The sequence below is a fragment of the Ruegeria sp. CE9 genome (assembly GCF_056537425.1).
The window spans coordinates 828,723-846,518 of record NZ_JBQFRO010000001.1 but is presented as its reverse complement, the minus strand read 5'-3'; the positions used below and the strand labels follow the sequence as shown (position 1 = coordinate 846,518).

The window sequence follows — 17,796 nt, the reverse complement described above, 5'->3', positions numbered from 1 at the left end:
AGGCACCGGATCGGAGACATCACATGACCCAATACAACCAACCGATTGGCGGCAATGATCTGGCACGGTTTTCGGGGCCGAACACGTTTATGCGGTTGCCACAGGCGTCGTCGCTGGACGGGCTGGATGTGGCGATCCTGGGGGTTCCGATGGATATCGGCACTTCGTGGCGGTCGGGCACACGGTTCGGACCCAAGCAGATTCGCAGTGAAAGTGCGATGATCCGGCCCTATAACATGTCCAATGGCGCGGCGCCGTTTGACCATCTGCAGATCGCGGATATCGGAGATCTGGCGATCAACACCTTCTCGCTGGCGGACAGTCTGGAGATCATCAAGGACAGTTATGACGGCATTCTGGCGCAGGGCGTGATCCCGGTTGCTATGGGCGGGGATCATTCAATTACCCTGCCGATCCTGCGAGCCATAGCGGCCAAACACGGGCCGGTGGCGCTGGTGCATGTGGACGCTCATGCGGACGTGAATGATGAGATGTTCGGCGAGCGTGAAACTCACGGCACGGTTTTTCGCCGCGCCTATGAGGAAGGTCTGATTGTCCCAGACAAGACCTTCCAGATCGGAATTCGTGGTTCGGGCTATGCCGCGAGCGATTTCACCGAGGCGCAGGCTTGGGGATTCCGCCAGTACCCTGCATGGGAGCTGTGGCAGCAGAACCTGACCGAGATCGGCTCACTGATCCGCAAGACGGTTGAGGATCACCCGGTCTACATAACTTATGACATCGACAGCCTCGATCCGGCTTATGCACCCGGCACCGGTACGCCCGAGATAGCGGGTCTGACCACCCCGCAAGCGCTGCAACTGATCCATGCGCTGGCGGGCATGAACGTGGTGGGCTGTGATCTGGTCGAGGTGTCTCCGCCCTATGATCCGTCGGGGAACACGGCTCTGACGGCGGCGAATCTGCTGTTCGAAATGCTGTGCATTCTGCCCGGCGTGACGTCACGATAGGGGTGATGGCTGCGCCCGTCACGGATAGGGTTGACGCGAGTTGAACTGGACGGGCTGATGAAAATGGCGCTTTGGCTTTTGATAGCAGTGGTGATCGCGGTAGGCGGATATATCCGCTTGGCGCCGTCTGACCCCACGCGTTGGCATGTGGCACCGCAGGGGGCTGAGCAGGACATGCGGCGCGGTGTCGTTCGAGTGGTCGAAACCGGCCCGGACGGGTTGGCACGGCTGGATGCGATTGCTCGTACGGCGCCGCGCACCACCGTGCTGGCCGGGTCGGTCGGTGAGGGGATGATCACGTATATCACCCGCACAAAACTGTTCGGTTTTCCCGATTACACAACGGTTCAGCAGGACGCTGAAACGCTGCGCATCTATGCTCGGTCAAGATTTGGTCGGAAAGATTTCGGCGTCAATCGGGACCGGATCACCCAATGGCTTGCTGTGCCCCAACCCTGACGACAAACATCCCTCTTGCACCTCGCGCCACATGGGTACGTTCAGCGACATTTGGCACTGGGCCATGAACATGCGGCCGTCAACCTGCAGGCAGATCATCTCTCCCAACTCAACGCGGCTGCCGGATTTGTCGGTGCAATAACAGTCTTGCACCTTGCCTCCGGGGCCGACAACGTCGGCCATACCGGGTGCGGCGCAGAGGGTCAGAATAAAGATCAGACGTTTCATTCGTCAAACCTAGCACAAGGCGGGGCCTTGACCAAAGCCCCGGATTGTTAGACACCGCCCGGATGATCCCCGAAGAACGCCTTGAACAGATAACCCAGCGATTCCAATACCTCGAAGCCGCCATGGCAGATGGTGCCTCGGGCGGCGATATTGCGGCTTTGGCCAAGGAGTATTCCGACCTCAAGCCGGTGGTCGATCAGATCATGGCGTGGCGTCAGCTGGTCGGTGATTTGGCCGAAGCCGAAGCGATGCTGTCTGATGCCGATATGAAGGAACTGGCCGAGGAAGAGATACCTGAACTGCAGGCGCGTATCCCCGAGGCCGAGCATGCGTTACAGCTGGCCTTATTGCCCAAGGATGCTGCAGACGCGCGCCCTGCGATGCTGGAAATCCGGCCCGGCACAGGAGGGGATGAGGCCGCGCTGTTCGCGGGGGACCTGTTGCGCATGTATCAGCGATACTCTGAGGCGCGCGGTTGGCAGTTTGAGATCATCGAAGAACAGGCCTCGGACCTTGGCGGGATCAAAGAGGTGGTGGCCCATATCAAGGGCGATAACGTTTTTGCGCGGTTGAAGTACGAATCCGGTGTGCATCGGGTGCAGCGCGTGCCCGAGACGGAAAGCGGCGGGCGCATTCATACATCGGCGGCGACCGTGGCGGTTTTGCCCGAGGCTGAGGATGTCGACATTCAGATCGACGCCAATGACATTCGGATTGATACGATGCGCAGCTCCGGCGCGGGCGGGCAGCACGTGAATACGACGGATTCGGCAGTACGGATCACACACCTGCCTAGCGGCATTGTGGTAACCAGTTCCGAGAAATCCCAGCACCGTAACCGCGAGATCGCGATGCAGGTGCTGAAAACGCGGCTTTATGATCTGGAACGACAGCGGATTGACAGCGAACGCTCGGCAGACCGTGCCAGCCAGGTGGGATCCGGTGATCGGTCGGAACGGATCAGGACTTATAACTTCCCGCAAGGCCGCATGACGGATCACCGCATTAACCTGACACTCTATAAGCTGGATCAGGTGATGCAGGGCGATCTGGATGAGGTGATTGACGCGCTGACGGCGGATGATCAGGCCCGGCTGTTGGCCGAGATGTCCCAATGATTGCGGCGCTGACAGCCGCTCAGGCCATGGTTGCCGCGACCGCGCGTTTGCGGGCGGCGGGTGTACCTGATCCTGCGCGGGATGCGCGGGTTTTACTGGCCCATGCAGCGCGGATTGAGGCCAGCCGGGTGACCCTGATCGCACCCGAGGAACTGCCGGTTGATATCGCGGAACGCTATGATCAGTTGATCTCACTGCGGGCAATCCGAGTGCCGGTGTCGCACCTGTTGGGTGAGCGTGAATTCTATGGCCGCCGGTTCCGAGTCAGTCGCGATGTGCTGGACCCACGCCCCGAGACGGAAGCGCTGATCGAGGCAGCGCTGAGCGAGCCGTTTGACCATGTGCTTGATCTGGGAGTGGGTTCGGGCTGTATTATGATCACACTATTGGCGGAACGGGCCAGCGCCTCGGGCATCGGGGCGGACCTGAGCGAAGCGGCGTGCCTGCAGGCCAGCGCAAATGCGGTTCAGCATCAGGTGCAGGCGCGGGCGGAGATTCGGCAATCCAACTGGTTTGAGAACATTGGGGGTCATTTTGATCTGATTGTTTCGAACCCGCCATATATCTCGGCAGAAGAGATGGATGCGCTTTCTCCGGAAGTGCGCGAGCATGAGCCGCGCATGGCGCTGACGGATGAGGGCGATGGGCTGGATTCCTATCGTCAAATTGCGGCATCAGCCCCCGATTTTCTGATCCCCGGCGGGCGTATTTTGGTTGAGATCGGGCCAACGCAAGGTGCTTATGTCTCGGCGTTATTTGACGCGGCGGGCCTGACCGGTACGCAGGTGATCCCCGATCTGGACGGACGGGATCGCGTCGTGGGGGCCAGAATGCCGCCATCCAAAGGAATCTGAGGCTGAAAAGTGCCGATAGATGTAAAAAAGCTGCGACAATTGTGAGAATCCCCTTGTCTGAGCGCTCAGGACATGTTTACTCAGGATTAGTCGGCGAGGTTGACGCTGTTTCAGCGCACCCCTGACGCCAAGCCCAAAAAGTCGATAGCGCGTAACGGCACAAAGCCACTGAGCAGCGTTAGATACGGGCTGATCGACAGTGAATTGATAAGGCTGACGTAAAGTAAGATGAGATCTTCCAAATCCCGTTCGCGGGCCAAGAACAACCGCAATCGCCCTTCTGGCGGCAACGTCGTTAACCGGGTTTTTGACAGCTCGGGTCCCGAAGGCAAGGTGCGTGGCACGCCGCAGCAGATAATTGATAAGTACAATCAACTGGCCCGTGACGCGCAGTTGTCGAACGACCGTGTCGCGGCTGAGAACTTTCAGCAGCACGCCGAGCATTACCTGCGCATGCTGAGCGAAGCGCAGCGCGAGATTGAAGCGCGCCGCGAAGAGCAGGAGCGCCAGAACCGCGAACGCCAGGCCGAGCGAGACCGTGAACGCGCCGAGCGTCAGGAACGCGAAGCGGCCCGTCAGGCGGACCCGGCAGAGGCTCCGCAGCCTGATGTGATGGATTTTGCCGCGCCTGAGGTCGCGCCTGAGAGTGGCCTGGTCGAGACGCCGGAAAGCAAGGAGGCCGAGGCCCCTGCGCCGGAGAAAAAAGAAAAGCCTGCACGCAAACCACGCGCGCGCAAACCGAAGGCAGCGCCTGCGGCTGAGGAGACGCCCGCGGATACAGGTGATGCGCCTGAGGCAGCTGAATAAGTTTACACAAGAGTATCGTGAAACAACGAACCCCGGGTATTGGCCCGGGGTTTTTCGTTCAGGTCTTCCGAACTTCTCGGGCCAGCGCGCAGAAGGCCTCGAGCGATATCTGCTCAGCCCGATCGGTTGGTTTGATGCCCGCAGCCAGCAGACGGTCTTCGATATCCGGTGCGACCCCTTTGAGCGAGGCGCGCAGCATTTTGCGGCGCTGATTGAATGCGGTGGCAACGACGCGCGATAGGGTGGCAGCGTCTGCCGGGTAACGCGGCTCGGGCAGGGCGGTCAGATGGACCACGGCGCTGGAGACTTTGGGGGGCGGGGTGAAGGCCCCGGGTGGCAGAGACATGACAATGCGCGCCTCTGATCGCCACTGGGCAAGGATGGCAAGGCGGCCATAGGCCTTACTGCCGGGTTGTGCGACTATACGTTCTGCCACTTCGCGCTGGAACATCAGCGTCAGGCTTTGCCAGAAGGGCGGCCATTCGGGTGGGGTGAGCCATCGGACCAGAAGTTCCGTCCCGATATTGTAGGGCAGGTTGGCGGCCACGCGGATCGGTGGTGTGAGGTGAGTCAGCGGATCGATTTCCAGCGCATCGCCATTGATTACCTCAAGCCTGCCCGGATAGGCGGCGGCGATGTCGTTCAGGGCAGCGATACAGCGGGTATCCTTTTCCACCGCCACCACTTTGCGGGCACCTTCTGACAGCAGCCCTCGGGTCAGGCCGCCGGGGCCGGGGCCGATTTCGAGCACATCGCACTGGGTCAGGTCCCCAGCCTGACGCGCGATTTTGGCGGTCAGGTTCAGGTCGAGCAGAAAGTTCTGGCCCAGCGATTTGCGGGCCGAGAGCTGGTGGGTTGCGATGACTTCGCGCAGCGGGGGAAGGGAGTCGATGGCGCTCATGTTCCTACCGTCGCGCGGGTTGTGGGGAGAGCGCCAGAGATTTCTTGCCTCTGGCGGGGATATTTTTGGCCAGATGAAGCATTAGCGGGATTGGGTCATACGCTGGGCGAGTTTCAGGGCTTCGATCAAGCTGGTTGGGTTGGCGATGTCTTTGCCTGCGATGTCCAGGGCGGTGCCGTGATCTGGCGAGGTTCGGACGAAGGGCAAGCCCAGCGTGACGTTGACGCCGCGATCGAAATCCAGCGTTTTGATCGGGATCAGCGCCTGATCATGATACATCGCTATTGCGGCATCATAACGGGTGCGAGCGGCTGCATGGAACATGGTGTCTGCCGGGTGGGGGCCCGTCACCGTATAATCGGTGGAATCAAGACCGGCGATCAGCGGCGCGATCCAATCAAGCTCTTCCGTGCCCATCTTTCCACCTTCACCCGCATGGGGGTTGAGGCCTGCGATGGCGATCCTGGGGGTGGGGATGCCAAATTGGTTGCGAAGGCCATTTGCTGTAATCTCGATGGTCTCGAGCAGCAGTTCCGGGGTCAACGCACTGGGGACTTGCGACAGCGGGATGTGGATGGTGGCGGGAACCACGCGCAGTTGATCGCTGGCCAGCATCATCACCACACGCGACCGGCCTGCCAACGCGGCAAGAAACTCAGTATGGCCGGGAAAGGCGAATCCCGCGCCGTCGATAAGCGCCTTTTTGTGAATCGGGGCCGTGCTGAGCGCTGAGGCCGCGCCGGATTGGACCAGTTCAACGCCTTGTTCGATCGAATCGATGACCGCCACGGCATTGGCTGGATCGGGGGTGCCCGGCGTGTTCGATGCAGGAAAGTCGACATGCAGAACGGGCAGGGCCGAAGCGCTGGCTGCTATTGCTTCGGCGGGTGTGCCAATCCTGACGATTGGAGTGCCGGTGGGTAAATGTGATGCGTCACCGATATAGAAAAAGGGGCAGGTGTCGCGCAGGGCTGCCCAGGCTTTCGCCGCAATTTCAGGACCGATCCCGGCGGGTTCGCCGCAGCTTAGCGCAATTGGGGCTGTCATTGTTCGATGATGACAGCATCAGCCCTCAGCTGTTCCAGCAGACTGTCGGACAGGGCTTGTAGCCGCTGTTGCGTCAACGCGTTTGCGATGTCGACGCGGGTGGTGTCCTCGCCCAGATCGCGGGTCCGGTTGCACAGCATCAAGTACATCAAGGTCTGACCATTATTCCGAGTGAGCGTCGCCGATGCCTCGTTAGGATCAAGCTTGGCCAATTCCAACGCCACATCACGTGGGATTTCGGATGGGCTTGAGGTGATGCGGTCCAACACATCAGGGGATTGATCCTTGGCGAGGCCGTAGAGATCATCGCAGGTATCAATCTCTTCCTTCAGCTTTTCCGCCCTGGCAAGCGTGTCTGCACTGCGGCCACCAGGCAGGTAGTAGATGGCATAGTCGATCTCGGAATAGGTCGGGGCGCCGGCAGGAGTTTCGCGGATGCCGCGCATTTGGAAGAGGGCCACGGCATTCGGTAGGGTCAGCGGCGTCGTGATCTCACCAATGTTGAGGCCCAGAAGCACGGGTTGCAGCGCTGGAGGAAGATTGGTGAGCGGCAGCCATTCCAAGCGACCCCCATCTTCGCGCGTTGCGGCAGCGGAATATTGAGCTGCGGCGGACGAGAAGCTTTCTTGATCCTCAAGCAGAGATATTTCTTCGGCTAAGGCCTCGGCCTGCGCCAGCGTCTCGGGTGTCACCGGAATAATGATTTCGGACAGCAGAACCTGCAGCCCGCCGCCACCACCCTGACCCAAGGCGCGATTGATCTCATCTTCCGAGGGGCGGGCCTGGGACAGGAAACGCGCGCTGACATAATCGCGCCAGGACAGTTGGTCGGCCACGAAATCGCGCACAGTCTCATTCGAAACGCCCGCCTCATTGAGCAGTCGCAAGAACTCTTCGCTGCTCAGGTCACCGCGTGAAGCAAATTGATCGATCCCCGCCTGGACATCTTCTGGCGCGGCCTCAATCCCGGCATCGCGCATGGCCTGTTTGCGCAGACGATCGTCGATCAGCGCCCGGCGCACGTCGGTTTCCGAGCTTCCAGGAACGCCGAGCAGTTCCAGAAACTGCTGGCGTTGCTGAAGTTCATACCAGGTAACGATGTCTTGATTGACGCGGATTGCAGGTGAGAAAAGGCTTTGTGCAATCGCCTGAGGTGCGGCCATAGCCATAAGTGCGGTGGCCAGCAACGGTAGGGCCGATCTGCGGCAACCCGAGCGAAGAGATTTTGTGAAACCTGAGATCAACTGCATCTTCTCTTAAACTTCTGTCCATCGCCTTCGACGGAATACCCTGTCAGGGCAACGGTAAAGCCGAATTCTGTCGAAGGCTCAATACTTGATGTTGAGGTAAACCGCCGGTTGACGTTCACATTTACCTGCACACACTCGTTTTCGTAGGTCACACCGAACCCAAGGCGGAGCGGTTCGGATTCGCTGAAATCATAACGTCCGCTGGCGCTGGTTAGCCAGTTCTGATCGACTCGGTAGCGCCCAGCAACCCGAAATTCTGATATTTCGTCGTTGTTTGCCTCGGCCGGATCGGGTTCCAGCCAGATATAGCCACCGGAGATGGCAGTGTCCCCATTGGACCAAGACGCACGAAGTTCGGCCTTGGTAAAGCTGAAATCACTGTTCAGCAATCCGCGGGCGGCAAGGCTGAGCCCCTTGCCGTTGTTCAACTGCCCGGCAAGCAAAAGATCTGACGTGGTGCCCTGAAGCCCCGACGTTAGTGTGAAGTCCGGATCAGCGTCTGATCGGAAGACTTGTCCGATGGTCGCCAGAGCACGCCAGCCATCGGCGTTGTAGCGCAACCAGTTCAACCCAACCACAGCCGTTGTTCCATCTTCCCGACGGTCGGGGGCAGGGAAGCGCGACAGGGCCAGAAGGTTTCCCTGATCAAATTCCTGAAACGTGCTTTCGTCGTTGGGCAGGTCGTTGTCGGAAACATGCGTCCAGCCAATTTGTGCAATTGGTTCAAGAATCTGCGTGGCACCACTCTGCTCACGCCGCAACATGGGATAGCGCAGCGTGAAAGCCGCACGCGGGGTCGAACGTGTTACGTTGTTCGGGAAACTGCTGTCATTGCGAATATTGAACGTGTCAACCGAGGCACCAACCAGCGCTTCGGCGCGCAACCCTGTTGCGAATGTCCAGTTGCGCAACCATTCTGCATCGAATGTGGCACGCGCGACGTCGCGGCCCACAATATCCTCGTCGCTGGTACGTGTATGGGTGTGGCCGTCAAAGCTTAGCTCTACTTCACCGCCTAACGCATTGGGAAAGAAACGTTTGCGGTAGTTGATATCAAAGATGCGGGAGGGGATTTCGTCCTGATTTTCGCTGTCGCGGAGGGTTTTGTAGTGAATGAAGCTGGTTCTGAAGGCGGTATCGCGCTTGATCCGTTCAAGTGCGATTTCACTGCGCAAACGGTCGAAATCAGGCAAGCCATAGTCGGCGAGATAAGAATCGTCCGAGGTTGTCTTGATATCGAATGTCAGCCGATAGCCATTCCCAAGGGCAAATCGCCCGTCTGCGAAGAAATATCCGCGATCCCGACCGGGTTGAACATCGTCACGCGTGAAGGCCCCTTGCAATCGGATGCGCCCCCGTTTGAAGGCCTGTCTGTATCGGAGCCCAAGTGTCCGGGTTTTGGACGAAAAATAAGGCGTTACGGTCAGGTCCTTGTGATCGCCGATCTTGAAGAAATACGGGACCTGAAGGCCAGTACCCAGCTGTGAAGTGGTGCGGATAGACGGCACAAGAAAGCCGGTCGCCCGCTCAAGCGTTGGATCAGGCAGGCGCAAGGTGGGAAAATAGAAGACCGGTACATCCAGAATCCGGAACTGCGCACCCTCAAAATATAGCTGCCGCTCTAACTGGTCGTGGGTCACTTTTCGGGCACGGATCTGCCAGAGAGGCGGGCGGCCATCCGCACAAACGTGGCATGAGGTTGCCGCGACCTTGCTGAACTGGGTGTATCGCCCCGCTGCGCGTGTGGCTTGGACGGACGCGATCTGAACCTGCTGATCGAACACCATCCGTGCGCCCATCAGCAATCCGTTCTGAATGCCACTATCCAGCTGTGCGGAATCGGCCAGCAGCGTGCTGTTACCGCCCTGATCGATACGGATGGGACCAACAAGGGTCAGCTCGCCGGTTTCGCGATCATAGGTGACGCTTTGTGCCGTAAGCTTCACGTCACCTTGAAAGGCTTCGACATTCCCCTCGGCGACCAATTTGCGATCCGGTGTGATGAATATCTCATCAGCGACCAGCAGGGCGGGTTGATTTTGTTCTGCCTTGGCAGAGCTGTCGCCAGCCCCGACGCTGGTTGATTGCGCTGCCCCAGTCATTGGCAGTGAAAAGACCAGAGCGCTGGAAAGCAGCAATGAAAGGAGGGGGCGCATCAGCCATCCTCCGCGTGTAACAGCAGGCCCAAAGACAGTAGAATCCCGGCAAATGGTGGCGCCCAGGCGGAAACGAGAATCGGTAATTGTCCGTTTTCGCCAAGGATTTGCGCAAAGTTTCGTATAAAGTAGATACCGAACCCCAGCAGAACGGCGGTCAGTACAGCGACACCGGTGCCGCCAAACCGGACGTGGCGCATGGTGAAGGCAGCCCCGATCAGGACCATCGAGACCAGAAACAGCGGCCGCGCAAGCTGTACTTGCAGCCAGACCTCGTATTGCTTGGTAGAAAAGCCGGCCTCGCCCAAATCCTGAATCAACTGTGGTAAATCATAGACCGATACCGAATCCTTCTGGCCGAGCGTGTCGAGAATCCGATCGCGGGTGAGCGTTGTGGGCAGGTTCAGAATCTCGTGGGTTGTCGCGTTTACTTCGGGGTTGAGATCATCCTGAATGGGCCAGATTTTGGCCTGATGCAGGGTCCAGAATCCATCCTCAAGATCAGCTTGCTGCGCCGAGATCTGTTGTTTCGGCTTACCATCAGACGAAAACGTGGTGATTGTCACATCCTGCAGTGCAAACCGGTCGCCGTTGACTGTGCCGGTGGCATGAATCACGGACTGGCCATTTTCTGAACCCTGACGCAGCCACAGCCCTTCGCGGCTGATCGACAGGGCTGAACTGCCCTGATTGCGGTAATCGTCGGACAGCCGCTGAAATTCTTCCGACGTCGCAGCGGCGATGGGATTCAGCAATGCAACCGCAAGCCCGCCGATGACCAGCGCCAGCAAAACAGGTGCTAACAGGGCGCGAATGCCTGAGCGTCCGATGGCGCGGGTCACCACAAGTTCGGAGCTGCGCGCAAGGCCCACGAACAGCGCGATTGTGGCAAGGATCATCAGCAAGGGCAGCATCTCGCTGATCGCGGCGGGTATATTCAGCAGTGTCAGCTGCAGCAACTGACCGAAGGACAGGCCTATGCCATCGAAACGACGCACCTGTTCGATCAGATCGATCAGGACCATCAGGGTCAGAAAAATACCGCCGATCACAAGAAAGCACTGGATAAACCGGCGCGCAAAGTAGCGGTCGAGGATCACGCGAAAATCCCCATCAGACCCCGGCATTCGAGAATCACGACCGGGCATGGAATCATGCGCGACGGCCTGTAGCTGCCGATTGATCTCACGTTCTCTCCCCCGAGGCCTGCCGTTATTTTCGCGCGACCATAATGCAATTGCCCGGCGGGGAAAACTGCTATCTGGTCAATGGGGGCTGCGCGGGCTAGGTCTTGGGCAACGCATTTTTCAGGAGAATGATATGAGCAGTCTTGCGCCGGTCCGTTTCACCCCCTTTGATCTTGATGCGATGGCGCAGGCCGAAGGGCGGGTGGCCATTCTTATTCCCGCCGATGGCAAGATGAGTCCCGCCGCGCGTCGGGCCAATCGCCTGACCAAGGGCGCTGTTGCACGGCTTGTCGAAAGCGAGCGGTTCAGCAAGGCCAAGTCAGGTAATGTGATCTCGCTGGCTTGGCCTGCCGGAATGGCGGCCGAAGCGTTGGATATTCTGGTCCTGCCGCGCCGTCCTGATTCTGACGAGGCGCGCAAGGCTGGGGCCAATCTGGCGAAAGCTGCAGCGGGCAAACCTGTTCTGATCATGGCCGCCAATCACGCGCGCATCGAAGAACTGGCCTTGGGAATGGTGCTGCGGACCTATGATTTTGATGTCCACAAGACCAAGGAGGCCGATCCGGCAGGCGAGATCACCATCGGTCATTCTAAACCGGAAGAGGCCGAGGCCACATTTGCCCCGCTCTATGCCGTTGCAGATGGCGTGCGCATGACACGCGATCTGACCAATGAGCCCGCGAACGTGCTGACAACAACCGAGTTCGCGGACCGGCTGGTTGAGATGGAATCGCTGGGCCTGAAGGTCGAGGTTCTGGAAGAGGACAAGCTGGCCGAACTGGGCATGCGCACGTTGCTGAGCGTCGGGCAGGGCTCGGTCAGCCCGTCGAAAGTTGTGGTGATGCAGTGGGATGGCGGCGACAAGGATGATGCGCCGCTGGCCTTGGTCGGCAAGGGCGTTGTGTTCGATACTGGTGGTATTTCGCTGAAACCTGCGGGCGGCATGGAAGACATGACCATGGATATGGGCGGCGCCGGTGTTGTCGCCGGAACCATGCGGGCGCTGGCCAAGCGTAAGGCCAAGGCAAACCTGGTGGGGCTGGTCGGGCTGGTTGAAAACATGCCTTCGGGTAATGCCACCCGTCCTGGTGATGTGGTCACTTCGATGAAGGGCGACACGGTCGAGATCATCAACACCGATGCCGAGGGCCGCTTGGTTCTGTGCGATGTCATGTGGTACGCGCAGGAGCGGTTCCAGCCTGTGGGCATGATCGATCTGGCTACGCTGACGGGCGCAGTCATCATTGGTCTTGGGCATGAGAATGCCGGGGTCTTCTCGAACAACGACACCTTCTGTGATGCGTTCCTGAAATCGGCCAAGGCCGAGGACGAGGGCGCATGGCGGCTGCCCCTGGGGGAAGGCTATGATAAACAGCTGAAATCGCGCATCGCGGATATGAAGAACGTGGGCGGACGGCCTGCGGGTTCGATCACCGCGGCACAGTTCCTGCAGCGGTTCGTGAAGGAAGAGACACCGTGGATACACCTGGATATCGCAGGCGTGGCCTCGGTTTCATCCGAGACGTCTTATGCGCCGAAAGGGGCCACCGGCTGGGGCGTGCGGGCGCTGAGCCGGTTTGTGCAGGACAATTTCGAGTAAGCACATGGGGGCCGTCTATTTCTACCACCTGACCCGTCAGCCGCTTGAGCACACATTGCCTGTGCTGCTGGACAAGGCGCGGCAGGCCGGGTGGCGGATTGCCGTGCGGGGTGTTGATCCCGCGCGGATGGATTGGCTGGATGAAAAGCTGTGGTTGGGGCCGGAAGAGGGGTTCCTGCCGCACGGGCGAGAAGGCGGTGCGCATGATGCCGCGCAGCCGATCTTGCTGACGACCGGGCCAGAGGCCGCAAACGGCGCAACCTGCGTCATGGCGGTTGATGGTGCACGAGTTGAGGCCGAGGAGGTCTCGGGCCTTGAGCGCGTCTGTATTCTGTTTGACGGGAATGATCTGGATGCGGTTCAACGTGCGCGCGGGCAGTGGAAAGAGCTGACCGGCGCGGGCTGCTCGGCACAATATTGGTCAGAAGAATCAGGACGTTGGGAAAAGAAGGCCGAGGCGTAATCGGCAAAGTGATTTTAAGGGAGATTTAAGATGCAAATGAAGCCTTTGGGCCGAACAGGGATTATGGTGTCTGACTTGTGTTTAGGCACGATGACATTTGGCACTCAGACCTCGGAAACCGAGGGGCATCGCCAGATGGATATGGCGTTGGCAAATGGGATCAACTTTGTAGACGCGGCTGAGATGTATCCGGTCAACCCGATCTCGGCCGAGACGGTGGGGCGGACCGAAGAGATCCTGGGCAATTGGAATGCGGCCAACAAGTCCAGACGTGGGGACTATGTGCTCGCAACCAAGCATTCGGGCGAGGGGTTTGTGCACGCACGCAATGGTGCGCCGATATCGAAAGAGACGATTCCCGAGGCCATTGAAGGCTCACTTCGGCGGTTGCAGACGGATTGCATCGACCTTTATCAATTTCATTGGCCTAACCGCGGCAGCTATATGTTCCGCCAGAACTGGGATTTTGCGCCGACCGGGCATAACCGCGATGAGGTTGTGGCCGAAATGCAGGAGAGCCTGATCGCGCTGCAGGCACAGGTTGATAAGGGTAATATTCGCGCCTTTGGCCTGTCGAATGAAAGTGCCTGGGGCACAGCGCAATGGTTGCGCGCATCCGATGAGGTTGGCGGGCCGCGAGTCGCGTCGATCCAGAACGAATATTCGTTGCTCTGCCGGTTGTTCGATACCGATCTGGCTGAGTTGTGCCTATTCGAAGATGTCGGATTGTTGGCCTTTTCGCCGTTGGCCGCCGGATTCCTGACCGGCAAATATCAGGGTGGCGCGGTACCCGAGGGATCGCGCATGTCTCTGGTCCCTTCGATGGGCGGGCGCAATTCCGATCGTGTACTTGATGCGGTGGCGGCCTACCTGGAGATCGCCGAACGGCACGGGTTGGACCCGGTGCATATGTCATTGGCGTGGTGCTGTAGCCGTCCGTTCATGGGCTCGACCATTTTTGGCGCAACGACTGTGGCGCAGTTGGAGCATATTCTGGCAGGCAAGGACCTGGTGTTGTCACAGGATGTGATGGACGAGATCAGCGCGGCGCATCGAGCGTTTCCTATGCCTTACTAAAGGCGCGGGGGCTCTGCCCCCGTCGCCTTTGGCGACTCCCCCGGGATATTTATGGCCAGATGAAGCTGGATCCCGTTAGTGATGGGTGGGTTGTGTTCGATCTTGCCGGAGATCGCGCGCCGAAAGGCCATGGGCGGTGCGGAAAGCGCGGGCGAAGCTGGATTGCGAGGCAAAGCCAGTGGCTAGAGCCACATCCATCAGCGGCATGTCGGTATCGGTGACCAGACGGCGGGCCTCGGCCAGTCTGAGCTGCAGGTAGTGGTCCTGCGGGGTTGTATTCAGACGCAGGCGGAATTGTTGCTGCAGGGTGCGCGTGCTGGTGCCAAGGGTGTCGGCGATATCAGCCAGTGGCAAAGGCTCGTCAAGCGAGGATTCCATAAGCGAGTTGGCCTTGGCCGTGAGTGCTGTGTGGCGGTGCGGGGCGCCGGTGCGGCTTTGCGGTTTTGAAGGCTGCGACGCACCCTCGTAGAGAAACAGCCCAGAGACACGCGCGGCAAAACCTGCACCATGGCGGGCCGCGATGATGTGGAGCATCATGTCGATGGCCGGGACCGCCCCGCCCGAGGTTAGGCGGTTTTCAGAGACGGTGAACCGGTCTGGGCGCATATCGACATTTGGGAAGCGGGCGGCGAAGTTTTCCAGATCCTCCCAATGGGTGGTCGCGGCATGGCCGTCGAGCAGACCGGCCTCGGCCAGAAGCCAGGGGCCACCATCGATCCCGGCGATGGCAGCGCCGGTGGCGGCGATGCGGCGCAGTCCGGCGAGAAGGCTTGGTGTTGCGTGGCGCGCCAGTTGGAACCCCGCGACGACGATCAACAGATCGCATCCCTGAAGACGGGCCAGCGGAATGCCTTGGACGTTCAGAGCGCTTGTCAGCATCGCGGGCTCTGCCGTGGCGGTGACGTAATCCCAGTCAAACGCGGGCCGATCCGCCAAGCGATTGGCCGCACGCATCGGATCGACAGCGGCGGCAAAGCTGAGCGTGTTGCATTCATCCAACACCAGCACTGCCGTTTTGAGGGCGCGATGTTCGGGTTGCAGTATGTTTTTTGCGGATTTCATCAAGTCTGATTCGCATTCTGCCAAGTGGTTTGGCCAAGGCTGCGCCAGAGTTGGGATTGACGCAAATCGGAATCCGGGGAGAAGCCTGGGGAAAACCCATGGAAGAACCGGGTATAAGCTGGGGATAACACCATGCCTTTGGAAATGAACCGCGAAGTCTTTATCACATGTGCCGTGACCGGGTCGGGCGGGACGCAAGATCGCAGCCCTCATGTGCCGCGCTCACCCGAGCAGATTGCCGACAGCGCGATTGCCGCCGCCAAGGCGGGTGCAGCGGTGGTGCATTGCCATGTGCGCGACCCCGAGACCGGCGCGCCGTCTCGCGATCTGGCGCTGTACCGTGAAGTCACGGACCGCATTCGCGATGCCGAAGTAGACGCGGTTCTGAACCTGACCGCAGGTATGGGTGGTGACATGGTGTTTGGCGGAGTTGAAAATCCTCTGCCGTTGGCCGAGGCTGGAACTGATCTGGTGGGCGCGACCGAGCGGGTTGCGCATGTGGCGGAGTGTCTGCCAGAAATCTGCACGCTGGACTGTGGCACGATGAACTTTGCCGAGGCCGATTACGTGATGACCAATACGCCCGGTGCACTGCGGGCGATGGGGCAGATGATGACTGATCTGGGTGTGAAGCCTGAGATCGAGGCGTTTGACACCGGCCATCTTTGGTTTGCTAAGCAGTTGGTGAAAGAGGGCGTGCTGGACAGCCCCGCCTTGGTTCAGCTTTGCATGGGGGTGCCCTGGGGTGCGCCCGATGATCTGAATACGTTTATGGCTATGGTGAATAACGTGCCTGAGGATTGGACGTTCAGCGCGTTTTCGCTGGGGCGGAATGAGATGGCGTATGTGGCGGCCTCGGTTCTCGCAGGCGGCAATGTGCGGGTTGGATTGGAAGATAACCTTTGGTTGGAGAAGGGCGTTCTGGCTGAGAACTGGCAATTGGTGGAACGCGCGGGCAGCATCATCGAGAATATGGGCGCGCGCGTGATCGGGCCGCAGGAAGTGCGTGAGAAACTGGGGCTGGTGAAACGGGCGCCGGCTGCGAAGTAAGTGCGGATTGGGGGCCAGCCCCCAAACCCCCGGGATATTTTTGGCCAGATGAAGAGGCGGATCGTGGGCGAAGAGCAACAAGCAAAAACAGCTGCAATCATAGGTGGCGGTGTTATCGGCGGCGGATGGGCTGCGCGTTTCCTTCTGAATGGGTGGGACGTTCGGGTGTTTGATCCAGACCCGGAAGCTGAGCGGAAGATTAGTGAGGTGTTGGCCAATGCGCGGCGGTCCTTGCCGGGCCTAAGTGATGTGCCTTTGCCGCCCGAGGGCGATTTGACTTTTCACAGCGAGATGGCGGATGCAGTTCAGGGGGCGATCTGGATTCAGGAGAGCGTGCCCGAGAGGATCGACCTGAAACTGAAGGTTTACAATAGCTTGCAAGAGGTCTGTGAACCAAGCGCGATCATCGGGTCATCGACCAGCGGGTTCAAACCGTCCGAACTGCAGGAGGGCGCATTGCGGCCCGAGCAGATAGTGGTCACGCATCCGTTCAACCCGGTATACCTGCTGCCTCTGATCGAGTTGGTGCCGACTGAGAAAAACCCGGCAGAAATGGTCGAACGGGCGCAGGAGTTGCTGAAGTCGGTTGGATTCTTTCCGCTGCATATCAAAAAGGAAATCGACGCGCATATTGCGGACCGGTTCCTTGAGGCGGTCTGGCGCGAGGCTTTGTGGCTGGTCAAGGACGGTATCGCGACCACCGAGGAAATCGACGAAGCGATCCGCATGGGCTTTGGCATCCGCTGGGCACAGATGGGGCTGTTCGAGACCTATCGCGTGGCCGGAGGCGAGGCTGGGATGCGGCATTTCATGGCGCAGTTTGGTCCGGCGCTCAAATGGCCCTGGACCAAGTTGATGGACGTGCCCGAGTTCACCGATGAGCTGGTTGATCTGATCGCCGATCAATCGGATGCGCAGTCGGGAATGCATTCGATCCGCGAATTGGAACGTATCCGCGACAACAACCTCGTGGGCATGATGCGTGCGCTTAAGGCGCAAGATTATGGGGCGGGGGCGGTGCTGAACCAGTATGATGCGGCCCTGAGACCGGGGGCGCTGCCGACGCTGGATGAGGCGGATCTGAGCCAGCCGATTCTGACCCTGGCGCGCGCAGTGCCGCTGGATTGGACCGACTACAACGGCCACATGAACGAGGCGAAGTATCTGGAGGCTTTTGCCGCGGCCACGGATCGGTTCATGGAGATCATCGGCTGCGATATGGACTACATCGCCACGGGCGGCAGTTATTTTACCGCTGAAAACCACATCCGGTATGTGCAGGAAGTGCATGCTGGCGCGCGGATTGAGTGCCGTACGCAGATGCTTTTGGGGCAGGGCAAGAAGTTGCATGTCTTCCACAGCATGTACGAAGGCGAGACTTTGCTCGCCACGGGTGAGAGTTTCCTGCTGCATGTCAGCCTTGAAACGCGACGCCCCAGCCCGCCGTCGCCCCAGATCGAAGCTGCGATGGCCCGAATTGCAGAGGCCCAGGCCGGGCTGCCTTATCCAGACGGTGCAGGTGCCGCGATCCGTAGGCCGGAATGAGAAACGGATTCAGCCCCCGTC

The 17,796-nt window shown here is 59.5% G+C and carries 17 protein-coding genes; 10 read left to right on the top strand and 7 right to left on the bottom strand.

Going from position 1 to position 17,796, the window contains the following annotated elements; genetic code table 11:
- The first annotated feature begins 23 nt into the window (after positions 1-23).
- Together speB and ACR0B3_RS04195 are read left to right on the top strand one after the other, a co-directional pair.
- Complete coding sequence (speB, locus tag ACR0B3_RS04200; RefSeq protein ID WP_480807959.1) at positions 24-971, top strand: agmatinase; 948 nt, start codon at positions 24-26, stop codon at positions 969-971.
- 57 nt (positions 972-1,028) lie between these two features.
- Positions 1,029-1,430, top strand: coding sequence for a DUF1499 domain-containing protein (locus ACR0B3_RS04195; protein ID WP_480807958.1), 402 nt, complete (start codon positions 1,029-1,031; stop codon positions 1,428-1,430).
- Here ACR0B3_RS04195 and ACR0B3_RS04190 read toward each other — a convergent pair.
- Positions 1,356-1,658 (bottom strand): hypothetical protein, encoded by a 303-nt coding sequence (locus ACR0B3_RS04190; protein WP_480807957.1) that lies wholly within the window; start codon positions 1,656-1,658, stop codon positions 1,356-1,358. The two genes, ACR0B3_RS04195 and ACR0B3_RS04190, sit on opposite strands and share 75 nt — an antisense overlap.
- Positions 1,659-1,720: 62 nt before the next feature.
- Between ACR0B3_RS04190 and prfA the strand changes: the two genes are divergently transcribed.
- From prfA to ACR0B3_RS04175, 3 genes are all read left to right on the top strand, one after another.
- A complete protein-coding gene (gene prfA / locus ACR0B3_RS04185; protein WP_480808025.1) occupies positions 1,721-2,776 on the top strand; it encodes a peptide chain release factor 1 in 1,056 nt (351 codons plus the stop codon).
- The gene (gene prmC / locus ACR0B3_RS04180; RefSeq protein WP_480807956.1) at positions 2,773-3,630 is read left to right on the top strand and encodes a peptide chain release factor N(5)-glutamine methyltransferase; all 858 of its coding nucleotides are present in this window, start codon (positions 2,773-2,775) and stop codon (positions 3,628-3,630) included. Before prfA ends, prmC begins: the two co-directional genes overlap by 4 nt.
- Before the next feature lie 228 nt (positions 3,631-3,858).
- Positions 3,859-4,437 (top strand): DUF4167 domain-containing protein, encoded by a 579-nt coding sequence (locus ACR0B3_RS04175; protein WP_480807955.1) that lies wholly within the window; start codon positions 3,859-3,861, stop codon positions 4,435-4,437.
- A 58-nt stretch (positions 4,438-4,495) separates the two neighbouring features.
- On the opposite strand, the gene rsmA is transcribed toward ACR0B3_RS04175, so the two are convergent.
- From rsmA to lptG, 5 genes are all read right to left on the bottom strand, one after another.
- Complete coding sequence (gene rsmA / locus ACR0B3_RS04170) at positions 4,496-5,338, bottom strand: 16S rRNA (adenine(1518)-N(6)/adenine(1519)-N(6))-dimethyltransferase RsmA (protein ID WP_480807954.1); 843 nt, start codon at positions 5,336-5,338, stop codon at positions 4,496-4,498.
- A gap of 81 nt (positions 5,339-5,419) precedes the next feature.
- On the bottom strand, positions 5,420-6,385 hold the full coding sequence (gene pdxA / locus ACR0B3_RS04165; protein WP_480807953.1) for a 4-hydroxythreonine-4-phosphate dehydrogenase PdxA: 966 nt from the start codon (positions 6,383-6,385) through the stop codon (positions 5,420-5,422).
- The gene (locus tag ACR0B3_RS04160) at positions 6,382-7,635 is read right to left on the bottom strand and encodes a peptidylprolyl isomerase (protein WP_480807952.1); all 1,254 of its coding nucleotides are present in this window, start codon (positions 7,633-7,635) and stop codon (positions 6,382-6,384) included. Before ACR0B3_RS04160 ends, pdxA begins: the two co-directional genes overlap by 4 nt.
- The gene (locus ACR0B3_RS04155) at positions 7,626-9,791 is read right to left on the bottom strand and encodes an LPS-assembly protein LptD (RefSeq protein WP_480807951.1); all 2,166 of its coding nucleotides are present in this window, start codon (positions 9,789-9,791) and stop codon (positions 7,626-7,628) included. The genes ACR0B3_RS04160 and ACR0B3_RS04155 overlap by 10 nt, the downstream gene beginning before the upstream one ends.
- Positions 9,791-10,891 carry an LPS export ABC transporter permease LptG gene (gene lptG / locus ACR0B3_RS04150; protein WP_480808024.1) on the bottom strand — a complete coding sequence of 367 codons (1,101 nt, stop codon included), beginning with the start codon at positions 10,889-10,891 and terminating at the stop codon, positions 9,791-9,793. The genes ACR0B3_RS04155 and lptG overlap by 1 nt, the downstream gene beginning before the upstream one ends.
- 220 nt (positions 10,892-11,111) lie before the next feature.
- Between lptG and ACR0B3_RS04145 the strand changes: the two genes are divergently transcribed.
- Genes ACR0B3_RS04145 through ACR0B3_RS04135 form a run of 3 tightly spaced genes read left to right on the top strand, consistent with a single transcriptional unit; the run spans position 11,112 to position 14,118 of the window.
- Positions 11,112-12,578, top strand: coding sequence for a leucyl aminopeptidase (locus ACR0B3_RS04145; protein ID WP_480807950.1), 1,467 nt, complete (start codon positions 11,112-11,114; stop codon positions 12,576-12,578).
- Positions 12,579-12,582: 4 nt separating this feature from the next.
- Positions 12,583-13,041: a DNA polymerase III subunit chi gene (locus ACR0B3_RS04140; RefSeq protein WP_480807949.1), complete on the top strand. Its 459-nt coding sequence runs from the start codon at positions 12,583-12,585 to the stop codon at positions 13,039-13,041.
- A gap of 30 nt (positions 13,042-13,071) precedes the next feature.
- On the top strand, positions 13,072-14,118 hold the full coding sequence (locus ACR0B3_RS04135; RefSeq protein WP_480807948.1) for an aldo/keto reductase: 1,047 nt from the start codon (positions 13,072-13,074) through the stop codon (positions 14,116-14,118).
- Between the two features lie 75 nt (positions 14,119-14,193).
- Here ACR0B3_RS04135 and ACR0B3_RS04130 read toward each other — a convergent pair whose 3' ends face one another.
- Complete coding sequence (locus ACR0B3_RS04130; protein ID WP_480807947.1) at positions 14,194-15,180, bottom strand: GlxA family transcriptional regulator; 987 nt, start codon at positions 15,178-15,180, stop codon at positions 14,194-14,196.
- 132 nt (positions 15,181-15,312) lie between these two features.
- Between ACR0B3_RS04130 and bcoG the strand changes: the two genes are divergently transcribed.
- Together bcoG and ACR0B3_RS04120 are read left to right on the top strand one after the other, a co-directional pair.
- Complete coding sequence (bcoG, locus tag ACR0B3_RS04125) at positions 15,313-16,230, top strand: 3-dehydrocarnitine:acetyl-CoA trimethylamine transferase BcoG (RefSeq protein ID WP_480807946.1); 918 nt, start codon at positions 15,313-15,315, stop codon at positions 16,228-16,230.
- A 63-nt stretch (positions 16,231-16,293) separates the two neighbouring features.
- Positions 16,294-17,775, top strand: a complete 1,482-nt coding sequence (locus tag ACR0B3_RS04120) for a carnitine 3-dehydrogenase (protein WP_480807945.1) — start codon at positions 16,294-16,296, stop codon at positions 17,773-17,775.
- Positions 17,776-17,796: the final 21 nt, after the last annotated feature.